The organism is Methylobacterium sp. CCH5-D2 (assembly GCF_001556475.1).
In the GTDB taxonomy this organism is placed as follows: Bacteria; Pseudomonadota; Alphaproteobacteria; order Rhizobiales; family Beijerinckiaceae; genus Methylobacterium; species Methylobacterium hispanicum.
Map to the genome: position 1 here is coordinate 1 of NZ_LSIX01000984.1, position 21,464 is coordinate 21,464.

Sequence of the window (21,464 nt, forward strand, 5' to 3'; positions counted from 1 at the left end):
GCCCCGAGCCGCTGCCCTACGAGCCCCTGCGCATCGTGGCCGCCCAGGTGAAGCGCCTGGAGGACGACATCGACGCGCTGAACGCCGCGATCCCGCCGCTGAAATCCTTCGTGCTGCCCGGCGGCTCGCCGGCCGCCGCCGCGCTCCATCTCGCCCGGACCGTCTGCCGACGGGCCGAGCGCCTCGCCGTGCAGCTCGCCGCGAGCGCGGGCGAGACGGTCTCGGGGGAGGCGCTGCAGTACCTCAACCGCCTCTCCGATTTCCTCTTCGTGGCGAGCCGGGCGGCCAACCGCGACGGGGCCGACGACGTGCTCTGGATCCCGGGCAAGAACCGCTGATTCGACCGACGGCCGCCGTACCGCAGACCCGAAACGCCCCCGCGCGGACAGCGGACCGTCTTTTCGAAAGCCGGGTTTTCGCGCCGCGTTGACAAGGCGGAAATGTGGCCGCTACGGTCCGCGCCCTGTGTGAGCCGCGGCGCATCCCCGGGATGCGCCGCGGCCGTGCGTCAGCAGCGAAGAAGTCCCGCGGAGGAAGTTGGCCCCCATGAAGGTACTGGTGCCCGTCAAGCGGGTCGTCGACTACAACGTGAAGATCCGCGTGAAGGCCGACGGATCCGGCGTTGAACTCGCCAACGTGAAGATGTCGATGAACCCCTTCGACGAGATCGCCGTCGAGGAAGCGATCCGTCTGAAGGAGAAGGGCAAGGTCACGGAGATCGTTGCCGTCTCGATCGGTCCGCAGCAGGCGCAGGAGACGCTGCGCACGGCGCTGGCCATGGGCGCGGACCGCGCGGTGCTCGTGAAGACCGACGTCGCCTGCGAGCCGCTGGCGGTGGCCAAGCTCCTCAAGGCGGTCGTCGAGAAGGAGAGTCCGCAGCTCGTCATCCTGGGCAAGCAGGCGATCGACGACGATTCGAACCAGACCGGCCAGATGCTCGCCGCCCTGCTCGGCTGGCCGCAGGGCACCTTCGCGTTCAAGCTCGACGTCGCCGAGGGTAGCATCGACGTCGTCCGCGAGGTCGATGGCGGCCTGCAGACGGTGGGCCTCCGGCTGCCGGCGATCGTCACCACGGACCTGCGCCTGAACGAGCCGCGCTACGCCTCGCTCCCCAACATCATGAAGGCCAAGAAGAAGCCGCTGGAAGAGCTTGCGCCCGACGCCCTCGGCGTCGACGTGACCCCGCGCCTGACGGTGCTGAAGACCGCCGAGCCTCCGGGCCGCTCGGCCGGCATCAAGGTCGGCTCCGCCGCCGAACTCGTGCAGAAGCTCAAGGTCGAGGCCGGCGTCTTCTGACGCCGCCGGCCCCCCGCGGGCCGCGACCATCACCGGGCCCGGCGCGACAACCGCCGGTGCCCGGCTCCCCTGTCGGCAGGCCGCCGCACGGCGCCGCCCAAACGCTCAGGATCGCCAGGATGACAACGCTTCTGTACGTCGAGCACGCCAACGGACAGATCAAGGACGGCTCGCTCAAGGCCCTCACCGCCGCCAAGGAGCTGGGCCAGCCCGTCCACGCCCTGGTGCTGGGCTCCGGCTCGAAGGCCGCCGCGGAGGCTGCGGCCAAGCTCGACGGCGTCGAGAAGGTGCTGAACGCGGAAGACGCCGTCTACGATCACGACCTCGCGGAGCCGGTGGGTGCGCTGCTCGCCGCCATCGCCGAGCCCTACGAGGCGATCGTGGCCGCGGCCACCACCACGGGCAAGAACGTGCTGCCGCGCGCCGCCGCGCTCCTCGACGTGGCCCAGGTCTCCGACATCATCAAGGTGGTCTCGCCCGACACGTTCGAGCGGCCGATCTACGCCGGCAACGCCATCCAGACGGTGCAGGCGCCGGGCCCGAAGCGGGTGATCACGGTTCGCACCGCGGCCTTCAAGCCGGCGGGTGAGGGCGGCTCCGCGGCCGCCGTCGAGGCGGTCGCCGCGGCGGCGCCCGAGGCTGGCGGCTCGTCCTTCAAGGGCGAGGAGATCGCGAAGTCCGACCGTCCGGAGCTGGCCTCGGCCAAGTTCATCGTCTCCGGCGGCCGCTCCCTGGGCTCGGCCGAGAAGTTCAAGGAGCTGATCGAGCCGCTGGCCGACGCGCTGGGCGCCGCGGTCGGCGCCTCGCGTGCCGCGGTCGATGCCGGCTACGCCCCGAACGACTGGCAGGTGGGCCAGACCGGCAAGGTGGTGGCGCCCGACCTCTACGTGGCGGTCGGCATCTCCGGCGCGATCCAGCACCTCGCCGGCATGAAGGACTCCAAGGTGATCGTCGCGATCAACAAGGACGAGGACGCCCCGATCTTCCAGGTGGCCGATTACGGCCTGGTCGGCGACCTGTTCCAGGTGGTGCCGGACTTGCAGGTCGAGATCGCCAAGGCCAAGGACTGATCGGATCGACGACCCCCAGGGTCGCTCCCGCTCATCGGGCCGCTGCGGAGGGCACCCTTCGGACGGCGGGCCGGGTCGGGATCGGTCGGGAGCGTACCCCGAGGGTTTCGTCGGTCCGCGAACGCGGGCTAGAAGACTTCTGGAGCATGGGGCGGCCGGCGCGGAGCGTCGCCGCTCCCGTGTTCCGCACGGGTCGGCCATCGGTCCGGCTGGCGCTTGAGGACTCGGATCGGGACATGACTATCGACATCAATCGGGTCGGCATCATCGGCGCCGGGCAGATGGGCAGCGGGATCGCGCAGGTCTGCGCGGCCGCTGGCCTGGAGGTGCGCCTCAACGACCGCGAGGCGGATCGGATCGAGGCCGGCCTCGGCACCATCGATGCGAGCCTCGCCAAGCTCGTGTCGAAGGGGACCCTCGACGAAGCCGGGAGCCGCAGCGCGCGCGAGCGGATCCTGTCGGCGCGCACGTTCGCCGATCTCGGCGATTGCGACCTCGTGATCGAGGCGGCCACCGAGAACGAGGCGGTCAAGCGGGAGATCTTCTCGACGCTCTGCGCCTCGCTGAGGCCGGACGCGATCGTGGCGACGAACACCTCGTCGATCTCGATCACGCGGCTCGCCGCCGCGACCGACCGGCCGGAGCGCTTCATCGGCATCCACTTCATGAACCCGGTGCCGGTGATGCAGCTCGTGGAGCTGATCCGCGGCATCGCAACCGAGGACCAGACCTACGAGTCGGCCAAGGCCTTCATCGCCAAGCTCGGCAAGACCTCGACCATGTCGGAGGATTTCCCGGCCTTCATCGTCAACCGCATCCTGCTGCCGATGATCAACGAGGCGATCTACACGCTCTACGAGGGCGTGGGGTCTGTGGAATCGATCGATACCGCGATGCGGCTCGGCGCGAACCACCCGATGGGCCCGCTCCAGCTCGCCGACTTCATCGGCCTCGATACCTGCCTCTCGGTGATGCAGGTCCTGTACGACGGGTTGGCGGATTCGAAGTACCGCCCGTGCCCGCTGTTGGTGAAGTACGTCGAGGCCGGCTGGCTCGGCCGCAAGACCAAGCGGGGCTTCTACGACTATCGCGGGCCGACCCCGATACCGACGCGCTGAGCCGCATCGCGCCTCTGCGGGCATGAGCTCGGCGGGCATGAGAAAGGCCGGACCGCCGCGGCGATCCGGCCTTTCTCGTTCGGAGGGGAGGGGCCTCGCTACGGCCCGTCCGGGTTCGACGTCCTCCGGCAGATCGGTTCGATCCAACGCATCGTCTCAGGACGAAGCTCGGGTCCCCTCTCCCATAGGGAGAGGGACAGGGGTATGAGGCTGCCGGAGAAGACGCTGTGCTGAACGCGCGTCGATGACGAGCGCTGTTCTGAGACGTCATACCCCTCACCCCAACCCTCTCCCTATGGGAGAGGGGGCAGGGCGCGGCCGAACCCTCGACCGCGAGCGGTTTTACTTCGGCTGGTTCGGGTTGGCGGTGGGCTGCGCCGGCTGCGGATAGGCCGGGTTCTCGGTGGGCACGCCGCTGGTGTTGGACGAGGTGGGCGCATTGGACTTGCCGTTGACCGAGCCGGTCACTTCCTGCCGCGAGGCGTCCTGGCTCTGGCTGGCATAGTCCTTCGGCGCGTTTGCGCCGTTCCACATCATCAACCCGACCAGGGCGACGGCGAGGAGGGCAAGGCTTCCCAGAAGCACGCCGAGCACCGGCTTGCCGCGCTGGCCCTGACGGGCTTCCGTGTTGTTCAGGTTCTCGACCATTGATGTCCTCGCTCGAGGGCCGCGCCGCGATGTACGGCGGCGGCCGCACTGTGGGTGATCTGGGCGGCCAACGCGGCTGTGCTTGGCGAAGTTCCTGCCCGGGCGGGTTTCAGCGCCCCGTCAACAGCAGGATCTTGCCGAGATGGGCGCTCGATTCCATCAGCTCGTGGGCTTTCCGCGCCTCCTCGAAGCCGAAGGTCGCGTGGATCACGGGCCGGATCTCGCCCGCGTCGAGCTTCGGCCAGACGTCGCGGGCGAGCCCTTGCGCGATTTCGGCCTTGTCCGCCTTCGGACGCGGACGCAGCGTCGCGCCCGTGAAGGTCAGGCGCTTCAGCATCACGGGCGTGATGTTGAGCCCGTCAACCTTGTAGCCGCCCATCAGGGCGATCAGCACGAGGCGCCCCTCGACCGCGAGCGATGCCAGATTGCGCTGCAGGTAGCTCGCTCCGATCATGTCGAGGATGACGTCGACGCCGCGTCCCTCGGTGAGGCGGGCGATCTCCTCGGCGAAGTCGGCCTCGCGGTAGTTGATCGCGTGGTCGGCGCCGAGCTCCTCGCAGAAGCGGCACTTCTCGGCCGAGCCCGCCGTCGCGAAGACCTTCGCGCCCTGGGCCTTGGCGATCTGGATCGCGGTCGAGCCGATGCCGCTCGAACCGCCATGGACCAGGAAGCTCTCGCCGGCGGCGAGGCGCCCGCGCTGGATCACGTTGGAGTAGACGGTGAAGAATGTCTCGGGGATGCCGCCCGCATCCGTCAGCGAGAGGGCCTTCGGCTTGGGCAGGCACTGGCCGGCCTCGGCGACCGCGAACTCCGCATAGCCGCCGCTGATCACCAGGGCGCAGACCTCGTCGCCGAGCGCGGGCGCGTCCACGCCCTCGCCCAGCGCCACCACGCGTCCGCTGACCTCGAGGCCCGGCACGTCGGTCGCGCCCTTCGGTGGCGGGTACTTGCCCTGCCGCTGCATCAGGTCCGGCCGGTTGATGCCGGCGGCAACCACCTCGATCAGGACCTGGCCTGGGCCGGGCCGCGGCACCGGCGCGGTCTCCAGCTTGATCACCTCGGGCCCGCCCGCGCCGTCGTAGCGGAGCTGGCGCATGGTCTCGGGCGGGTTTACGGGCATCGGGATCTCCTCGTTTGTCCCCCGAATACCTGCCGCAGGACGGTCGAGCGACAAGGCGTCCGCGGCCGCCCACAAGCGAAGAGCCCCGGCGCTCAGGCCGGGGCTCCTCTCGGTCGCGTCAGTTCAAGACCACGCTGGGCGGTCGGCGCTCCGCCCCGACCGTGACGTCGCCGATCATCAGCCCCATCGGCCCGGCGGTGACCGGCACCGCCTCGCCGTCGTGGATGCGCCCGGAGAGCAGCAACTCGGCCAGCGGATCCTGAACGTTCTTCTGGATCACCCGCTTGAGCGGCCGCGCCCCGTAGGCCGGGTCGTAGCCCTTGTCGGCGAGCCACGTGCGGGCATCCTGGTCCACGTCGAGCGCGATCTTGCGCTCGTCGAGGAGCTTCTGCAGGCGTCCGAGCTGGATATCGACGATCGCCCCCATCTCGCCGCGCTGGAGGCGGTGGAACAGGATGATCTCGTCGATCCGGTTCAGGAATTCCGGCCGGAAATGGCTCCGCACCACACCCATCACCTCGTCGCGGACGGCATCGGTGTCCTGGCCCGCGGGCTGGTTCACCAAGTACTCGGCCCCGAGATTCGAGGTCATGATGAGGAGCGTGTTGCGGAAATCGACCGTCCGGCCCTGTCCGTCCGTGAGGCGCCCGTCGTCGAGCACCTGCAGGAGGACGTTGAACACGTCCGGATGCGCCTTCTCCACCTCGTCGAACAGCACGACCTGATAGGGCCGACGCCGCACGGCCTCGGTGAGCGCGCCGCCCTCCTCGTAGCCGACGTAGCCCGGAGGCGCGCCGATGAGGCGGGCGACCGCGTGCTTCTCCATGTACTCGGACATGTCGATGCGCACCAACGCCGTGTCGTCGTCGAACAGGAAGCCGGCCAGCGCCTTGGTCAGCTCGGTCTTGCCGACGCCCGTGGGCCCCAGGAACATGAACGAGCCGATCGGCCGGTTCGGGTCCTGCAGGCCGGCGCGTGCGCGGCGGACCGCGGTCGCGACCGCCTCGACCGCCTCGCGCTGCCCGACGACGCGTCGGCCGAGCGCCTCCTCCATCGCCAGCAGCTTCTCGCGCTCGCCCTCCAGCATCTTGTCGACGGGCACGCCGGTCCAGCGCGAGACGACCCCCGCGATGTGCTGCGGCGTCACCGCCTCCTCGACCATGCCATCGCGCGCGACCGCGGATTCGGCGTTCGCCTCGATCTCGGCGAGCTGCTTCTCGAGGCCCGGGACCACCCCGTAGGCGAGCTCGCCCGCGCGCTGGTACTGGCCCTGGCGCTGGGCGGCCGCGAGCTCGTTCCTGGCCTCGTCGAGTTTCTTCTTGAGCTCGGCGGCCGCGCCCAGCTTGTCCTTCTCGGCCTTCCAGCGGGCCGTGATCGTGGCGGACTGCTCCTCGAGGTCGGCGAGTTCCTTCTCGAGGCGCTGGAGGCGATCGCGGGAGGCGGAATCCGTCTCCTTCTTCAGAGCCTCGCCCTCGATCTTCAGCCGCACGATCTCGCGGTCGATGTTGTCGAGCTCCTCGGGCTTCGAATCGACCTGCATGCGCAGGCGGGATCCCGCCTCGTCCACGAGGTCGATCGCCTTGTCGGGCAGGAAGCGGTCGGTGATGTAGCGGTTCGACAGGGTCGCGGCGGCAACGAGCGCCGAGTCCTGGATGCGCACGCCGTGGTGCTGCTCGTACTTCTCCTTGATGCCGCGCAGGATCGAGATCGTGTCCTCGACGGTCGGCTCCGAGACGAAGACCGGCTGGAAGCGCCGGGCAAGCGCCGCGTCCTTCTCGACGTGCTTGCGGTACTCGTCGAGCGTGGTGGCGCCGACGCAGTGCAGCTCGCCGCGGGCCAGCGCGGGCTTCAGGAGGTTCGAGGCGTCCATCGCCCCGTCCGCCTTGCCGGCGCCGACGAGCGTGTGCATCTCGTCGATGAACAGGATGATGCCGCCCTCGGCCGCCTGGACCTCCGAGAGCACGCCCTTCAGCCGCTCCTCGAACTCGCCGCGATACTTCGCGCCCGCGATCAGCGCGCCCATGTCGAGGGCCAGCAGGCTCTTCTCGCGCAGGGATTCCGGCACGTCGCCGTTGACGATCCGCAGGGCCAGCCCCTCGACGATGGCGGTCTTGCCGACGCCGGGCTCGCCGATCAGCACGGGGTTGTTCTTGGTGCGCCGGGACAGGACCTGGATCGTGCGGCGGATCTCCTCGTCGCGGCCGATCACCGGGTCGAGCTTGCCCTCGCGGGCGGCCTCGGTGAGGTCGCGGGCGTACTTCTTCAGCGCGTCGTAGGCGTTCTCGGCCGAGGCGTTGTCGGCGGTGCGGCCCTTGCGCAGCGCGTTGATCGCCGCGTTGATCGAGGCCGGCGTCACGCCCGCGGCCTGGAGCGCGCGACCGGCTTCCGTGTTGCCCTCGACGGCGAGCGCGAGCAGCAGCCGCTCGACGGTGACGTAGGAATCACCGGCCTTCTCGGCGGCCTTCTCGGCGGTGTCGAACAGGCGCACGAGGTCGCGCGTCGCCTGGGGCGAGGCGGAATTGCCGGAGACCTTCGGCTGCCGGCCGAGCCACTGCTCGACCTGCGCGAGCGCCACGCGCGACTGCCCGCCGGCGCGGTCGATCAGCCCGGCGCAGAGCCCCTCGGGATCGTCGAGCAGCACCTTCAGGAGGTGCCCCGGCTGCAACTGGGGATGGCCCTCGCGCATCGCGAGGTTCTGGGCGGCCTGCACGAAGCCGCGGGCGCGCTCGGTGTACTTCTCGAAATTCATGCACAACCCTCCCGTACCGGCATCCGCCGCCCGCGTAGAGGCGCGGCGCCACCGAAACGTCGCCCTCCGGCTATCCGCCGCACGAGGGCCCCGACGCCGTTGGTGGCCGCCGGTCTCCGCCATGTGGTGTTGCATTTGCGCACCACAAGGGGCGCTACCCCCCTTGCGCGCGGGTGCATTTCAGGGCCACGCTCCGCGCATGGCCACGCTCACGATCCACGCCCTCTACCGCTATCCCGTGAAGGGGTTCAGTCCCGAGCGCGTCGCGCGCGCCGAGCTCGAGACGAGCGGCTACTTCCCCGGCGACAGGCTCTACGCGGTCGAGAACGGGGATTCGGGCTTCAGCGCGTCGGTGCCGCGGCATCAACCGAAGACCAAGTACCTGATGCTGATGCGCGACGAGGCCCTGGCCCGCCTGCGCACGCGCTACGACGACACCACCACCACCCTGCACATCGAGGCGGAGGGCGCGTCCTACGCCGCCAAGCTCGACACGCCCGAGGGCAGGGCGGTGCTGGAGGATCTCATGCGGCGCCTCCTGCCGGAATCCCTGCGCGGCGAGCCTCGAGTACTCGAGGCGCCGCCGCGGTACCGCTTCACCGACTCGAAGATCGGCTTCGTCTCGCTCATCAATCTCGCGAGCGTGCGGGCGATCGAGGATTTCGTCGGCGCGCCCGTTGATCCGCTGCGCTTCCGCGGCAATCTCCTGGTCGAGGGTCTCGAGCCCTGGGCCGAGCTGGCGATGACGGGGGCCGTGCTCGAGGCGCCGAGCGGGCTGCGCCTGCGCCTCACACAGCGCACGCAGCGCTGTGCGGCCACCAACGTCGATCCGGTGAGCGGCGTCCGCGACCTCGACATTCCCTGGACCCTCGACGCCCGCCTTGGCCACCGGGATTGCGGGATCTATGCCGAGGTGATCGCGGGCGGCGCTCTCGGTGAGGGCGAGGGGCTGCGGGTCGTCGGCTGAACGCGACCCGATGGGTCGCGGCTACCGCGCCGGTCAGTCGCGGGCGGCGAGCCAGCGGGGCTCCGGCTCCTCGACCGGCAACAGGGCCGCGACGGCGTCGAGATCGACCGTGTAGCGTTCGGTGAGCATCTGCCACACCTCGGCGCGGGAGCGGGCCGTCGGGATGAGGTGGTCGAGCGCGTGGGCCAGGATGCTCGGATGGACCAGAGCAGGGCGCTGGCGGAGAGGGTCGGCGTACAGCATCGAAATCGCGCTCCCTTCTGACCACGCGAATATCAAATACCTTGGTTAATCCGCGCTTAAGGAAAGGGCTGCGGCGCATTGGCCAGTATTCGGACAGTGCCGGAGCCTCGGTCGAGCGCGCCGGCGGCTGACCTCCTGCTCGGGATAGGCGGGAACCAACCTCGCCCTCCGCGCGTCTCCTTGCGGCCAAGCTGTGCCGCTCGAACCTCGATGACCATCACCATCCCGAACCTGCAGCCCGTGATCGCGATCGTCGCCGGGGTGCTGATCCTGATCGCGCCCCGGTTGCTGAACTATATCGTGGCCGCGTACCTGATCGTCGTCGGGCTGATCGGCCTCGGCCTCTTCCGCGGGATGGTGTGAGCCGTAGGGGCTCCGCCGTCGCGGTGAGACAGCCGCGGGCCGGGATCCACCGCCTTCGGGGCGTTCACCTTGCGTTGCAGCGCGAGATGGTTCAACCCGCGATCCAACGACCGGTCACGGTCACGTCACCTTCTGAATGGACGGAAACGATATGGCGAGCCAGGGCAGCGCGGGCACCGCGAAGTGGGTCTACGCCTTCGGCGACGGCAAGGCCGAGGGCAAGTCGCAGATGCGCGAGCTGCTCGGCGGCAAGGGGGCGAACCTCGCCGAGATGTCCAATCTCGGCCTCCCCGTGCCTCCCGGCTTCACCATCACCACAGAGGTCTGCACATATTATTACGCGCATGACAGGCAGTATCCGCCGGAGCTGAAGGCGCAGGTCGACGAGGCGCTGGCCAAGGTCGGCGCGCTCACCGGCCGGACCTTCGGCGACGCCGAGAGCCCGCTCCTCGTCTCCGTGCGCTCCGGCGCCCGGGCCTCCATGCCCGGCATGATGGACACGGTGCTCAACCTCGGCCTCAACGATGCCACGGTGGCGGCGCTGGCCGCGAGCGCGGGCGACGAGCGCTTCGCCTACGATTCCTACCGCCGCTTCATCACCATGTACTCGAACGTGGTGCTGGGCGTTGAGCACCACGCCTTCGAGGAGGCGCTGGAGCAGTACAAGGAGCGCAAGGGCGCCGAACTCGACACCGAGCTCGGGGCCGAGGACTGGAAGACCCTGATCCAGACCTACAAGACGATCGTGCGCGAGGAGCACGGTTCCGACTTCCCCCAGGAGCCGCAGGACCAGCTCTGGGGCGCGATCGGCGCGGTGTTCGATTCCTGGATGATCCCGCGGGCCAAGAAGTACCGCGAGCTGAACCAGATCCCGGAGAGCTGGGGCACGGCCGTGAACGTGCAGGCCATGGTGTTCGGCAACATGGGTGAAACCTCGGCCACGGGCGTCGCCTTCACCCGCAACCCCTCGACCGGCGAGCGCGCCCTCTACGGCGAGTTCCTGATCAACGCTCAGGGCGAGGACGTGGTGGCGGGCATCCGCACGCCTCAGGACATCACCGAGAAGGCGAGGCTCGAGGCGAAATCCGACAAGCCCTCCATGGAGAAGGCGATGCCGGAGAGCTTCCAGGAGCTGACCCGCATCTACGGGATTCTCGAGAAGCACTACCGCGACATGCAGGACATGGAGTTCACCATCGAGAGCGGAAAGCTCTGGATGCTCCAGACCCGCAACGGCAAGCGCACCGCCAAGGCCGCGCTGAAGATCGCGGTCGATCTGGCGAGCGAGGGCCTGATCTCCGAGAAGGAGGCGATCCTGCGCGTCGAGCCGGGCGCCCTGGACCAACTCCTTCACCCGACGATCGACCCGAAGGCCGAGCGCAAGGTCATCGCCTCGGGCCTGCCCGCCTCGCCGGGCGCGGCAACCGGCGAGATCGTGTTCAACTCCGAGGACGCCGAGGCCTGCAAGAAGGCTGAGCGCAAGTGCATCCTCGTGCGCATCGAGACGTCGCCGGAGGACATCCATGGCATGCACGCCTCGGAGGGTATCCTCACGACGCGCGGCGGCATGACCAGCCACGCGGCCGTGGTGGCCCGCGGCATGGGCAAGCCCTGTGTCTCGGGCGTCGGCTCGATCCGGATCGACTACAAGGCCAAGACCCTGACGGTCGGCGGCGTGACCCTGAAGGCCGGCGACCGGATCACGATCGACGGCTCGACCGGCCAGGTGCTGCAGGGCGAGGTCAAGATGCTGGAGCCCGAACTCTCCGGCGACTTCGCGCAGCTCATGGGATGGGCCGACGCGCACCGGAAGATGAAGGTGCGCACCAACGCCGACACCCCGAACGACGCCCGCACGGCACGCAACTTCGGCGCCGAGGGCATCGGGCTCTGCCGCACCGAGCACATGTTCTTCGAGGGCGACCGCATCATCGCGGTGCGCGAGATGATCCTCGCGGACGACGCGGAGGGCCGCCGCTCGGCGCTCGCCAAGATCCTGCCCTACCAGCGGCAGGACTTTGCGGAGCTGTTCAAGATCATGTCGGGCCTGCCCGTCACGATCCGCCTGCTCGACCCGCCGCTGCACGAGTTCCTGCCCCACTCCGACGCCGAGGTGGCCGAGGTCGTGAAGGCGACGGGCGTGGCCGAGGACAAGATCCGTCACCGGATGCGCGAACTCTCCGAGTTCAACCCGATGCTCGGCTTCCGCGGCTGCCGCCTCGCCATCGCCTTCCCGGAGATCGCCGAGATGCAGGCGCGGGCGATCTTCGAGGCCGCCGTTCAGGCCGCGAAGGAGACGGGTGCTCCAGTGGTGCCGGAGGTGATGGTGCCGCTGGTCTTCACCCGGGCCGAGTTCGACATCGTCAAGGCCCGTATCGACGCCATGGCGAAGGCGGTGTCGGAGGAGATCGGCGCCCAGCTCGACTATCAGGTCGGCACCATGATCGAGCTGCCGCGCGCGGCGCTCAAGGCTGGCGAGATCGCCGAGACCGCGGAGTTCTTCTCCTTCGGTACCAACGACCTTACGCAGACCGCACTCGGCATCTCGCGCGACGATGCGGCGACGTTCCTGGGTCCGTACACCCAGAAGGGCATCCTGGCGGCCGATCCCTTCGTGACAATCGACCAGGAGGGCGTCGGCGAGCTCGTGCGTATCGGCGTCGAGCGCGGTCGCAAGACGCGCCCCGACATCAAGCTCGGCATCTGCGGAGAGCACGGCGGCGACCCGGCCTCGGTCGGCTTCTGCCAGGAGGTCGGACTCGACTACGTCTCCTGCTCACCCTACCGCGTGCCGATCGCGCGGCTGGCCGCGGCCCAGGCGGCTTTGGGCAAGGTTCTGGGCGGCGAGGGCTGACCGGCGCCGGGCGGCCCGGACTACGCGTCCGGGCCGTTCATGCACCGTTAGCGATCCGGTGCAACACCTGTGGAAAATTTGGGGTGCCGGGGACGAACCCCAGCCTTGGCGGCACGTTGACTGCTAGTGGAACCGGCGAGCGCTCAGGCCTGCCGGGCCACGCGCGGGAATGCCGGCCATGAACGATCCGAGCCCCTCCCCACTCTTCATTCCCAACCATTCGGCCGCCGTCCGGTTGCCACGCACGCTCGAGCGCGCCGGCATCTGGACGCTCGGGGCCTTGGGCAGTCTTGCCACGCTGGGTTTGCTGGTCTTCGCGGTGGAGAGCCAGAGCAGCGCCGACGCAGAGCGCATCGCCGCCACCGGCGACTATGCGGCCGGGCTGGTCTCGGCGCTGGCAGTCTCGCAGGCCCGCGGCGGACGCTGAGCCGGTCCGGCCTTCGAAGGCTCGCCGATCACCAGCGTCGGAGCGAAGATCTGGATTATCAGCGAAGCTGACCAGAATGGCGCTCCTACGGCGCGAGGCTTCGTGATGCCGCGTCGCTGACGCATCGTCAGACGCGTTGCGGCCGGTCATCCCTCGGCTGACGCGTCGCCATTCCGTGCTTCCCGGACATGAGCGCCGCGTCGCTTCCGCCGATGGGCCGGAGGCGATCGGACCACGCAATACCGGATTCCGAGCGCCGGGCAGATGCGGGGACCCGAGCGGTAGCCACGATCACCGGGCGCCGGCCACGCCCCGCGTCGCCGATCCAGTGAAGCGCTGGCTGGCGAGGGTATCGCCGGGGCTGCTTCGGCTGAAGCGGGTGACGACCCGCTCCGGCGAGGCGGAGACGACGGCGTCCGGCGCCGCGTCCGAGCGAGGCCGCGCGGCTGCGACGCGGATCGGTGCCGCGGGCGAGACTGGAACAGCGGCATCCTCCGCCGAAGCCGCCTCGAACAGGGCACGCAACTGTTGCTTCGGATCGGCGTCCGCGGCCACCAGCGCGGTGCGTCGGGCCGGGGCTGGCAGGAGCGCCGCCTTCTGCAACGGCTCCGCGGCCGGGAGCGACACGGCGCCCATCGCGGCGAGCTGGACGGGGCGGGGCGGCGGAAGCGGCATGGTGATCGCGGCGGCGACCAGGGCCTCGAATTCCGCCGGACGGCGGGGTGGCAGCGGCGCGAGGGTTGCCTGGATCGCGGCCTCGGCGCTGCCCGGAGCGGGGATGGCCGGTTCGGCGGTGAGCAGGCTGCGGGCATCGGTCTTGCCGTCGCGGACGAGGGCCGTACCGCGCAGCGCCGCGCTGGCGTTCGGCGCCGCGTAGGCCAGGGCCGCGTCGGCGCCGACCGGTGCTTCGGGATCGGCGCTCGCCACGACCACGGGAGCCCGACGCCCGCGCCCGGCCGGGACCGGCGCTGTCGTGGGCGTGTTGGCGGAGCCGCCCCCGAACAGGCTCGCCAGGAAGCGGCCGACGCTCGGGCCGTCGTCCTCCTCGGCGCTCGCGACCTGCGTCTGCACGCCCGCCACCGTGCCGCCGCGGGCCAGCACCGCGGCGCGGGCCTCCTCGTAGCGGGCGAGCGGGTGGCCGTCGCTCGGCAGGTGTACCGTCCGGCCGTCCGGGAAAAGCCGGGCGAGTTGGTCGTGGGTCATGCGCGGCCAGGAGCGGACCGAGCCGACGTCGAGATGCACGAAGGGCGAGCCGGAGCGGGGGTACCAGCCCACGCCGCCGCGCTGCATCTGCATGCCGACCGCACGGATCTGGTCGATCGAGACGTCGGGCAGGTAGAAGTCCATGGCCTTGCCGAGCATGTGCTGGCTGTACTCGGCCACCATCTTGGAGCGGCGCCGCAGCATCGCGTTGGTGCCGGGGGAGCGGTAGGCGGACACGATGTGGATCGCCTCGCCGGAGCCGACCTGCCGGTAGGCTTCCCAGACCGTGTCGAACAAACGCGGATCCATCTTGGTCGGCTCGTCCACGCGCCAATCCCGCAGCAGCCAGTTGAGCTGGTCGAGCCCGGCCCGGTCGTAGCGCCCGTCGCGCTTGAACGTGACGGTTGCGCTCTCCTTGGTGTGGGTGTGGAAGATCGAGAGCGAGCGGGTATCGCCGTTGGCGACCGCGTCCTGCGTGCCGCTCGTCGTGCCGGAGAGAGCGAGGGCAACGCCGGCCGCGAGGGCGAGGCGGCGGATCGCGGCCGGACGGATGGGGGAGAACCTGCGCACGATGGCCCTTGCCCTCTTGCCGCGCCCCCTGCGGGGCGTCGTGGTGAATGCAAGGTTGCCGAAAACCGTGAATGGCCGGTTATCGGGGCCTCGCCGCGGACATCGTTCTGTCTGCGGAACGGCTAAGCCGCGACCATGGCGAAATCGTGCCCGCAAGTGCTCGGCCGCACGCTCGCGGATTCTTGTCCCCGGACAGGATCCGCGAGACCGAGTGCTGCCTCACCACCAGCCGCGCGAGACCGGCGCCTGGCGAGGGGCCCAAGGGTCTGGGTCGGCGTAGATCGGTGCCGCCTCCGCGCGAGCCGTCGGCCGCGCGACGTGCCGGACCTTCGGCTTCGGGCGCGGCATCTCGGCCGTGCGCCGCGGCGGCTCGCTCGGTGCTTTCGGGGCGCGTGCGATCGCCGGTCCGCCGCCGCCGGGAAGGCCGAGGGCCGCGCGCATCGGCGCGTCGTAGCCGTAGATGTCGGGCAGCGTCCGGTAGCTGCCGGAATCGTCCACGTAGGCGGTGAAATAGGCGAGGTGCACCGGCAGCTTCTCGTCGAGCCGGATCGTGCGCTCGCCTTTGCCGATGAGCTTCTTCAGCCGCTCGCTGGTCCAGGCCTCGGACAGGACCGCGTCGGCGAAGCGGAACGGGTCGTCGACCCGTACGCAGCCGTGGCTGAGCGCGCGGTCGTTGCGGCCGAACAGCGAGCGGTTGGGCGTGTCGTGCAGGTAGACCGCGTGGTTGTTCGGGAACATGAATTTGACGAAGCCGAGCGCGTTCTTCTCACCCGGCGGCTGGCGCAGGGAGACGTGGCCGCCGCGGCGCACCACCTCGTAGCCCCCCCAGGTCTTGCCGCCGTAGGCGGCGATCTTCGGCAGCATCGTCTTGAGGATCGAGGGCGGCACGTACCACGACGGGTTGACGACCGCGTACTCCATCATCCCGGAGAAGAGCGGTGTCGGCGACTCGGTCTTGCCGACGATGACGCGCGTCTCGTCGCGCACGCGCCCCTGCCGGACGACGCGCAGGCGGTATTCCGGCACGTTGACCAGCACGTAGTCGGGCCCGAGATCGGCGGGCAGCCAGCGCCAGCGCTCCATGTTGACGACGAGCGCGGCCTCGTCCGCGCTGGCGTGGCGGGTCGTTTCGACGCCCGCGAGCGCCATCACGGTCTGGGCGTTGAGATTGCCGGTCGCGGGCAGGCCGCGGGTGCGCTGGAAGGCCGAGACCGCCTTCGCGACATGCGCGTCGTAGAGGTCGGGCTCGCCGGTTCCGTGGTCGAGCGTGCCGGGCGTGCGCGCCTCAATGTCGAGATGCTGGCGCAGGGCGGGCACGCGGGGGTCGCGCATGCCGACCTTGAGCATCAGACCGGGCGCCAGCTTCAGGGGCTTGCTCGGCCCGGAGGCGCTCGGCTCGGCCGGACCGCGCAGGGCGGCGAGCCGGGCCTTCAGGGCGAGATAGCCGGGCTGGCGCGGATTGTAGCGCTGGAGCACGCTGCCCGCCTCCGGCCCGGCGGCCACCACAGCGGTGAGCACCGAATCGGCCGTGGGTAGATCGAGACTCGGGGTGATGAGCCGCGAGATCGACGCAAGGTTGACGCGTCCCCCGCGAGCGTCGCGGGCGTAGAGCGCGACCGCGGCGGAGAGCTTCAGGTCGGCGTCGGCGATCGCCGCGAGGTCGTCCGCGGAGCCGGGCGGCTTCGGCACGGGATAGGCCCGCGCGTCGAGACCGTCCTCGCCCGCCGCGGCGAGGCGCGCCACCGCGGCCTTGGCGGCCGGATTGTAGGCACCCTCGCTGAACCAGACCGGCTGGAAGGCGCCCAGCGCGTAGAAGGCCCGGATGGCCTCCCGGTCCTTCGTGGTGAGACGGCCGAGCAGGGGTGCCGTATCGGCGAGCCGGTTGAAGATCGCCGCCGCCCGCGGATCGCTCGGGCTGGCGGGCGCCGCGGCGCTGTCGGGCGCGGAAGCCGGCGGCGTCTCCGCCTTCGGGCCGCCCTCGGCTGGAACACCGACCGCCTCGTCCGGAGTGGTGGGCTTGGCCGATTCCGCCGCGCCGGGAGCCGCCGGAGCTGCGGAGGGCGCAACGGCGTCCGGCTCCACCGCCGCGGTGCGAAGGGGCATGCCGGGTTCTCCCCGGACCGGCTCGGCCCGCGCGGGCAAGAGCGTACCGGCGAACAGCGCGGCCAGGGCGATGGTGGCGGAGCGCGGAACGCCCATCATGGCTCTCCTCGAGCGGACCGCGCGGCGCGATCCTCACGAATCTATAATCGAATCAAGCGCTGCCGTATGCATGCGCCTCGGGAAAACCGCGCTTGTCCGGTGCGCGGAGCAGGCCGTGGGGTCAGGCCGCGGCGTCCTCGGCCTTCTCGTCAAGGCCGAGATCCTTGAGCTTCCGATAGAGCGTGGATCGGCCGATTCCGAGGCGGCGCGAGACCTCGGACATCCGGCCGCGGTAATATTGCAGGGCGTAGCGGATCACCTCCGCCTCCATCGCCTCCATCGTCTTCATCTCGCCGGTCTCCTCCACGACGAGCGACATGGCGTGGGGATCGCGCACCTCGACGCGCACGATCTCGCGCACCGGCTCGAGGGTCGCGTTCGCCGCGACGGGCTGGCCGGGGGCGGGCGGGATGCGGATGTCGAAGCCCTCGACCTGTGCGGCGATCTGCGGGAATTCCGACACGGTCAGCTCGTCCCCGTCCGCCAGCACCACGGCGCGGAACAGAGCGTTCTCGAGTTGGCGCACGTTGCCGGGCCAGCTGTAGCGCGTGAGCAGCGCCATCGCCTCGGCGCTGACCCCGCGCACGCGCTTGCTCTCCTCCGCCGAGAAGCGGGCGCAGAACGAGCGCACGAGGTCCGGGATGTCCTCGCGGCGCGCCCGGAGCGGGGGCAGGGTCATCGGGAAGACGTTGAGGCGGTAGTAGAGATCCTCGCGGAACTTGCCCGCCTTGACGAGGTCGAGGAGCGAGCGGTTCGTCGCCGAGATCAGCCGGATGTCGACCCGCACGCTGCGCTTGGCGCCGACCGGATCGACCTCGCCCTCCTGCAAAGCCCGCAGGAGCTTGACCTGCGCGTCGAGGGGCAGCTCGCCGATCTCGTCGAGGAAGAGCGTGCCGCCCGATGCCTCGACGAACTTCCCGGTATGGCGCTCGGTGGCGCCGGTGAACGCGCCCTTCTCGTGGCCGAACAGGGTCGACTCGACGAGGTTCTCGGGAATCGCCCCGCAATTGACGGTGACGAAGGCCTTGCCGCGCCGGTCGCCGGAGCCCTGGATCGCGCGGGCCAGCACCTCCTTGCCCACACCCGATTCGCCCTCGATGAGCACCGGGATCGTGGATTTGGCCGCGCGCTCGGCGAGGCGCATCACCCGGTCCATGTCCGGGCTTTTCGAGGCGAGATCGCGGAACGTCAGCGCGCCGGAGGCGCGGCGGCGCATGCGCCGGACCTCCTCCTCCAGCTGATCGACCCGCAGCGCGTTCTTGATCGAGACCTGGAGCCGCTCGGCGCCGGCGGGCTTCACCACGAAATCGACCGCGCCGGCCCGCATGGCGCTGACGACCGCGTCGATCGAGCCGTTCGCCGTCTGCACGATCACGGGCGTGTCGAGATCGCTCTTGCGCATCTCGGCGAGCACCCCGAGCCCGTCGAGGCCGCCCGGCATGACGAGGTCGAGCAGGACGACATCGATATCGGGTTCCCCGCGCAGCAGGCTCAACGCCTCCGCGCCGTTCTCCGCGGTGCGCGCCTCGAACCCGAACCGCCGCACGCTCGCCTCGGCGAGGCGGCGCTGCACCGGGTCGTCGTCGACGATCAGCACCGTGGTCGTCATGCGGGCTTTCCTCGTGCTGGCGTGCCGATCCCGCCGCGCCGGAGGATGGCCCCCGGCGACGGTCGCGGTCCGCAACGTGTTCCGTTTCGAGATGCAGCCTGGCCGAGATGCGTAAAGCCGCGCTTAACGACGATGCCGGGATTTCGGGCACGGCGCCCTGGCGGCGCGCCGAGGGTGTTGTCACCGACGGCTCGCGCGAATCGGTTGAAGGCGGGGCCGTGCCGCTCGATATCAGCGGCTCGCCCGACCGGTTCGGGTCCGTCCCCGGGCGGACGGGCCCTTTGAGGAATGTGACCGCCGATGCTCAACCGTGCTCCCGCCATCGAAGCGCAGCCCTGCCGGAGCGCCGAGAGCGCGCAGGCGGCCCGCGCGACCGCCCGGGCGGTCGATCTCGGGGTCCTGCCCGAATGGGACCTCGGCGATCTCTACGCCGGCCTCGACGATCCGGCCTTCCGCGACGACCTCGCGCGCGCGGAGGCGAATTGCCGGGCGTTCTCGGCGTCATACGCGGGCCGGATCGCGGACCTCGCAGCGGGCCCCGACGCCTCCGAACGGCTGGCCGAGGCGTTGCGCGCCTACGAGGGCATCGAGGACCTGCTCGGCAAGCTGATGTCCTACGCGGGCCTCGTCTACTCGGGCGACACCACCGACGAGGCGCGCGCGAAGTTCTACGGCGACACCCGCGAGCGCCTCACCGACGCCTCCGGTGAACTCTTGTTCTTCGCGCTCGAACTCAACCGGGTCGAGGATGCGGTGCTGGACGCCGCGATGGCCTCCGGGCCGCTCGCCCACTACGCGCCCTGGATCGCGGACCTGCGGCGGGAGAAGCCGTACCAGCTCGAGGATCGGGTCGAGAAGCTGTTCCTCGAGAAGTCCGTCACCGCGAACGCAGCCTGGGACCGGCTGTTCAACGAGACGATCGCGGGCCTGCGCTTCCCCGTCCAGGGCGAGATGCTGCCGCTGGAGCCGACGCTGAACAAGCTGCAGGACCCGGACGGGGCGGTGCGCCGCGAGGCCGCCGGCGCGGTGAGCGAAGTGCTGCGCGGCAACCTGCGCATCTTCACGCTCATCACCAACACGCTCGCCAAGGACAAGGAGATCTCGGACCGCTGGCGCGGCTTCAAGGACGTGGCGGATGCCCGCCATCTCTCGAACCGGGTCGAGCCCGAGGTGGTGGCAGCCCTGGTCGATGCCGTGCAGGCGGCCTACCCGCGGCTGTCGCACCGCTACTACCGCCTCAAGGCCAAGTGGTTCGGCGTCGAGGCGCTGCCCTACTGGGACCGCAACGCGCCGTTGCCGCGGGTCGAGCAGCGCACGATCCCCTGGGCCGAGGCCCGCGACACCGTTCTGTCGGCCTACGGTGCCTTCTCGCCGGATCTTGCCAACATCGCCCGCCGGTTCTTCGACGATCGCTGGATCGACGCGCCGACCCGGCCCGGCAAGGCGCCCGGCGCCTTCGCGCACCCGACCGTGCCCTCGGTCCACCCCTACGTGCTGGTGAACTACCAGGGCAAGCCGCGGGACGTGATGACGCTCGCCCACGAACTCGGGCACGGCGTGCATCAGGTGCTCGCCGCCCCGAACGGCGCCCTGATGGCGCAGACGCCGCTGACGCTGGCCGAGACCGCCAGCGTGTTCGGCGAGATGCTGACCTTCCGCAAGCTCCTGGCCGAGACGCGGGACACGACGCAGCGCCGGGCCATGCTCGCCGCCAAGGTCGAGGACATGATCAACACGGTGGTGCGCCAGATCGCCTTCTACGCCTTCGAGCGGAAGGTGCATCTCGCCCGCGCCAAGGGCGAGCTGACCACCGAGCAGATCAACGCGCTCTGGCTCTCCGTGCAGGCCGAGTCGCTCGGGCCGGCGATCCAGCTCGATGCGGGCTACGAGCCCTACTGGGCCTACATCCCGCACTTCATCCACTCGCCCTTCTACGTCTACGCCTACGCCTTCGGCGATTGCCTCGTGAACTCGCTCTACGGCGTCTACGCGAAGGCGGAATCGGGCTTCGTGGAGCGCTACTTCGCGCTGCTCTCGGCCGGCGGCTCGAAACCCTACGGCGAGCTGCTCAAGCCCTTCGGGCTCGATGCCAGCGATCCGGGCTTCTGGCAGATCGGGCTCGGCATGATCGAGGGGATGATCGCCGAGCTGGAGTCGATGGAAGGGCAGCGCTGAACCCGTCTCTCCGATACAGATGCCGTACAGGCCCTCCCGCAGGGCTCTGTACGAGCCCTGCCGCGAGTGTTATACTGACCGTACAACGAATCGGAGTACGGTCATGAAGCTGGAAGTGAAGCGCGTTGGCAACTCGACCGGCCTGATCCTGCCGAAAGAACTTCTGGGACAGCTCAACATCGCCCAGGGCGACTGGCTCTACGTGACCGAGAACGCGGATGGGTCCGTCCGCCTATCGCCCTACGATCCGGCATTCGAGAAGGGCATGAAGATCGCCGAGAAGGCGATGAAGACCTATCGCAACGCCCTCTCGGAGTTGGCGAAGTGAGCACGGATCGCGAGATCGTCTGGCTCACGAGCGACCTCGTCCAGGCCTTCCACGCGCAGCAACTGAAGCTCTTCGGCGGGCCGCCCGGCATCCGGGACGAGGGCGCGCTCGAATCGGCGCTCGGACGTCCGGTGAACCGGGTGGCCTATGCCGAGGAGGCGGAGGTCGATCTGGCCGAGCTTGCGGCGGCCTACGCCTTCGGCATCGCCAAGAACCACCCCTTCATCGACGGCAACAAGCGGGCCGCCCTGCTGGCGCTCGTCACGTTCCTCGGACTCAACGACCTCGACTTCCTCGCCGACGAGGCCGAGGCCGTCGTGATGATCCGGAGCCTCGCCGCGGGCGAGATCGACGAATCCGGCCTCACCCGCTGGATCCGCGACAACTGGCCGGCCTGACCCGCGGCGCAGGGACCCACGGCCCTGGCACTCGCGCACGGGCCACTTATCTCGCTCCCGACAGCTGAGGTGAGCACCCGCCCGATGGCCGAGACCGACCGCGAAGCCAACCGATTCTCCGCGC

18 protein-coding genes are annotated in these 21,464 nt (G+C 70.0%); 11 read left to right on the forward strand and 7 right to left on the reverse strand.

All coding sequences use genetic code 11. The features are described from left to right. The 4 genes from AX737_RS26580 to AX737_RS26595 all read left to right on the forward strand — a co-directional run. A partial coding sequence (locus AX737_RS26580; RefSeq protein WP_156453980.1) for a cob(I)yrinic acid a,c-diamide adenosyltransferase occupies positions 1 to 338 on the forward strand: 338 nt, incomplete at its 5' end. Between the two features lie 208 nt (positions 339 to 546). Next, positions 547 to 1,296: an electron transfer flavoprotein subunit beta/FixA family protein gene (locus tag AX737_RS26585; protein ID WP_066926718.1), complete on the forward strand. Its 750-nt coding sequence runs from the start codon at positions 547 to 549 to the stop codon at positions 1,294 to 1,296. 119 nt (positions 1,297 to 1,415) lie between these two features. After that, positions 1,416 to 2,366 carry an FAD-binding protein gene (locus tag AX737_RS26590; RefSeq protein WP_066926720.1) on the forward strand — a complete coding sequence of 317 codons (951 nt, stop codon included), beginning with the start codon at positions 1,416 to 1,418 and terminating at the stop codon, positions 2,364 to 2,366. A gap of 236 nt (positions 2,367 to 2,602) precedes the next feature. Next, positions 2,603 to 3,484, forward strand: coding sequence for a 3-hydroxybutyryl-CoA dehydrogenase (locus tag AX737_RS26595; protein ID WP_066926722.1), 882 nt, complete (start codon positions 2,603 to 2,605; stop codon positions 3,482 to 3,484). 342 nt (positions 3,485 to 3,826) lie between these two features. On the opposite strand, the gene AX737_RS26600 is transcribed toward AX737_RS26595, so the two are convergent. The 3 genes from AX737_RS26600 to clpB all read right to left on the reverse strand — a co-directional run bounded on the left by AX737_RS26600 (position 3,827) and on the right by clpB (position 8,001). Beyond that, complete coding sequence (locus AX737_RS26600; RefSeq protein WP_066926724.1) at positions 3,827 to 4,132, reverse strand: hypothetical protein; 306 nt, start codon at positions 4,130 to 4,132, stop codon at positions 3,827 to 3,829. 109 nt (positions 4,133 to 4,241) lie between these two features. Next, positions 4,242 to 5,252, reverse strand: coding sequence for an NAD(P)H-quinone oxidoreductase (locus AX737_RS26605; protein WP_066926726.1), 1,011 nt, complete (start codon positions 5,250 to 5,252; stop codon positions 4,242 to 4,244). 118 nt (positions 5,253 to 5,370) lie between these two features. Further along, complete coding sequence (gene clpB, locus AX737_RS26610) at positions 5,371 to 8,001, reverse strand: ATP-dependent chaperone ClpB (RefSeq protein ID WP_066926728.1); 2,631 nt, start codon at positions 7,999 to 8,001, stop codon at positions 5,371 to 5,373. A gap of 199 nt (positions 8,002 to 8,200) precedes the next feature. Between clpB and AX737_RS26615 the strand changes: the two genes are divergently transcribed. Continuing rightward, positions 8,201 to 8,968, forward strand: coding sequence for an MOSC N-terminal beta barrel domain-containing protein (locus tag AX737_RS26615; RefSeq protein ID WP_066926730.1), 768 nt, complete (start codon positions 8,201 to 8,203; stop codon positions 8,966 to 8,968). 33 nt (positions 8,969 to 9,001) lie between these two features. On the opposite strand, the gene AX737_RS26620 is transcribed toward AX737_RS26615, so the two are convergent. Beyond that, complete coding sequence (locus AX737_RS26620; protein ID WP_066926732.1) at positions 9,002 to 9,211, reverse strand: hypothetical protein; 210 nt, start codon at positions 9,209 to 9,211, stop codon at positions 9,002 to 9,004. A 210-nt stretch (positions 9,212 to 9,421) separates the two neighbouring features. Between AX737_RS26620 and AX737_RS32620 the strand changes: the two genes are divergently transcribed. The 3 genes from AX737_RS32620 to AX737_RS26630 all read left to right on the forward strand — a co-directional run bounded on the left by AX737_RS32620 (position 9,422) and on the right by AX737_RS26630 (position 12,855). After that, positions 9,422 to 9,574: a DUF3096 domain-containing protein gene (locus AX737_RS32620; RefSeq protein WP_082773318.1), complete on the forward strand. Its 153-nt coding sequence runs from the start codon at positions 9,422 to 9,424 to the stop codon at positions 9,572 to 9,574. Positions 9,575 to 9,710: 136 nt separating this feature from the next. Further along, positions 9,711 to 12,428, forward strand: coding sequence for a pyruvate, phosphate dikinase (ppdK, locus tag AX737_RS26625; protein ID WP_238231251.1), 2,718 nt, complete (start codon positions 9,711 to 9,713; stop codon positions 12,426 to 12,428). Positions 12,429 to 12,606: 178 nt separating this feature from the next. Next, positions 12,607 to 12,855, forward strand: a complete 249-nt coding sequence (locus AX737_RS26630) for a hypothetical protein (RefSeq protein ID WP_156453981.1) — start codon at positions 12,607 to 12,609, stop codon at positions 12,853 to 12,855. A gap of 291 nt (positions 12,856 to 13,146) precedes the next feature. Here the strand turns inward: AX737_RS26630 and AX737_RS26635 are convergent, their stop codons facing one another. From AX737_RS26635 to AX737_RS26645, 3 genes are all read right to left on the reverse strand, one after another. Further along, positions 13,147 to 14,628, reverse strand: coding sequence for a DUF882 domain-containing protein (locus tag AX737_RS26635; RefSeq protein ID WP_238231249.1), 1,482 nt, complete (start codon positions 14,626 to 14,628; stop codon positions 13,147 to 13,149). Positions 14,629 to 14,847: 219 nt separating this feature from the next. Beyond that, a complete protein-coding gene (locus AX737_RS26640; RefSeq protein WP_066926738.1) occupies positions 14,848 to 16,827 on the reverse strand; it encodes a L,D-transpeptidase family protein in 1,980 nt (659 codons plus the stop codon). A 124-nt stretch (positions 16,828 to 16,951) separates the two neighbouring features. Then, positions 16,952 to 18,439: a sigma-54 dependent transcriptional regulator gene (locus tag AX737_RS26645; protein WP_066926740.1), complete on the reverse strand. Its 1,488-nt coding sequence runs from the start codon at positions 18,437 to 18,439 to the stop codon at positions 16,952 to 16,954. A 300-nt stretch (positions 18,440 to 18,739) separates the two neighbouring features. On the opposite strand from AX737_RS26645, the gene AX737_RS26650 reads away from it, so the two are divergent. The 3 genes from AX737_RS26650 to AX737_RS26660 all read left to right on the forward strand — a co-directional run bounded on the left by AX737_RS26650 (position 18,740) and on the right by AX737_RS26660 (position 21,340). Further along, a complete protein-coding gene (locus AX737_RS26650) occupies positions 18,740 to 20,614 on the forward strand; it encodes a M3 family oligoendopeptidase (protein ID WP_066926742.1) in 1,875 nt (624 codons plus the stop codon). 103 nt (positions 20,615 to 20,717) lie between these two features. After that, positions 20,718 to 20,942, forward strand: coding sequence for an AbrB/MazE/SpoVT family DNA-binding domain-containing protein (locus AX737_RS26655; protein WP_066926744.1), 225 nt, complete (start codon positions 20,718 to 20,720; stop codon positions 20,940 to 20,942). Continuing rightward, positions 20,939 to 21,340 carry a type II toxin-antitoxin system death-on-curing family toxin gene (locus AX737_RS26660; protein ID WP_066926745.1) on the forward strand — a complete coding sequence of 134 codons (402 nt, stop codon included), beginning with the start codon at positions 20,939 to 20,941 and terminating at the stop codon, positions 21,338 to 21,340. Before AX737_RS26655 ends, AX737_RS26660 begins: the two co-directional genes overlap by 4 nt. Positions 21,341 to 21,464: the final 124 nt, after the last annotated feature.

What these genes read in the sequence shown, in the direction of transcription:
- AX737_RS26585 (WP_066926718.1), top strand. Translation starts at nt 547, where the DNA reads ATGAAGGTACTGGTGCCCGTCAAGCGGGTCGTCGACTACAACGTGAAG.
- AX737_RS26590 (WP_066926720.1), top strand. Translation starts at nt 1,416, where the DNA reads ATGACAACGCTTCTGTACGTCGAGCACGCCAACGGACAGATCAAGGAC.
- AX737_RS26595 (WP_066926722.1), top strand. Translation starts at nt 2,603, where the DNA reads ATGACTATCGACATCAATCGGGTCGGCATCATCGGCGCCGGGCAGATG.
- AX737_RS26600 (WP_066926724.1), bottom strand. Translation starts at nt 4,132, where the DNA reads ATGGTCGAGAACCTGAACAACACGGAAGCCCGTCAGGGCCAGCGCGGC.
- AX737_RS26605 (WP_066926726.1), bottom strand. Translation starts at nt 5,252, where the DNA reads ATGCCCGTAAACCCGCCCGAGACCATGCGCCAGCTCCGCTACGACGGC.
- clpB (WP_066926728.1), bottom strand. Translation starts at nt 8,001, where the DNA reads ATGAATTTCGAGAAGTACACCGAGCGCGCCCGCGGCTTCGTGCAGGCC.
- AX737_RS26615 (WP_066926730.1), top strand. Translation starts at nt 8,201, where the DNA reads ATGGCCACGCTCACGATCCACGCCCTCTACCGCTATCCCGTGAAGGGG.
- AX737_RS26620 (WP_066926732.1), bottom strand. Translation starts at nt 9,211, where the DNA reads ATGCTGTACGCCGACCCTCTCCGCCAGCGCCCTGCTCTGGTCCATCCG.
- AX737_RS32620 (WP_082773318.1), top strand. Translation starts at nt 9,422, where the DNA reads ATGACCATCACCATCCCGAACCTGCAGCCCGTGATCGCGATCGTCGCC.
- ppdK (WP_238231251.1), top strand. Translation starts at nt 9,711, where the DNA reads ATGGACGGAAACGATATGGCGAGCCAGGGCAGCGCGGGCACCGCGAAG.
- AX737_RS26630 (WP_156453981.1), top strand. Translation starts at nt 12,607, where the DNA reads ATGAACGATCCGAGCCCCTCCCCACTCTTCATTCCCAACCATTCGGCC.
- AX737_RS26640 (WP_066926738.1), bottom strand. Translation starts at nt 16,827, where the DNA reads ATGGGCGTTCCGCGCTCCGCCACCATCGCCCTGGCCGCGCTGTTCGCC.
- AX737_RS26645 (WP_066926740.1), bottom strand. Translation starts at nt 18,439, where the DNA reads ATGACGACCACGGTGCTGATCGTCGACGACGACCCGGTGCAGCGCCGC.
- AX737_RS26650 (WP_066926742.1), top strand. Translation starts at nt 18,740, where the DNA reads ATGCTCAACCGTGCTCCCGCCATCGAAGCGCAGCCCTGCCGGAGCGCC.
- AX737_RS26655 (WP_066926744.1), top strand. Translation starts at nt 20,718, where the DNA reads ATGAAGCTGGAAGTGAAGCGCGTTGGCAACTCGACCGGCCTGATCCTG.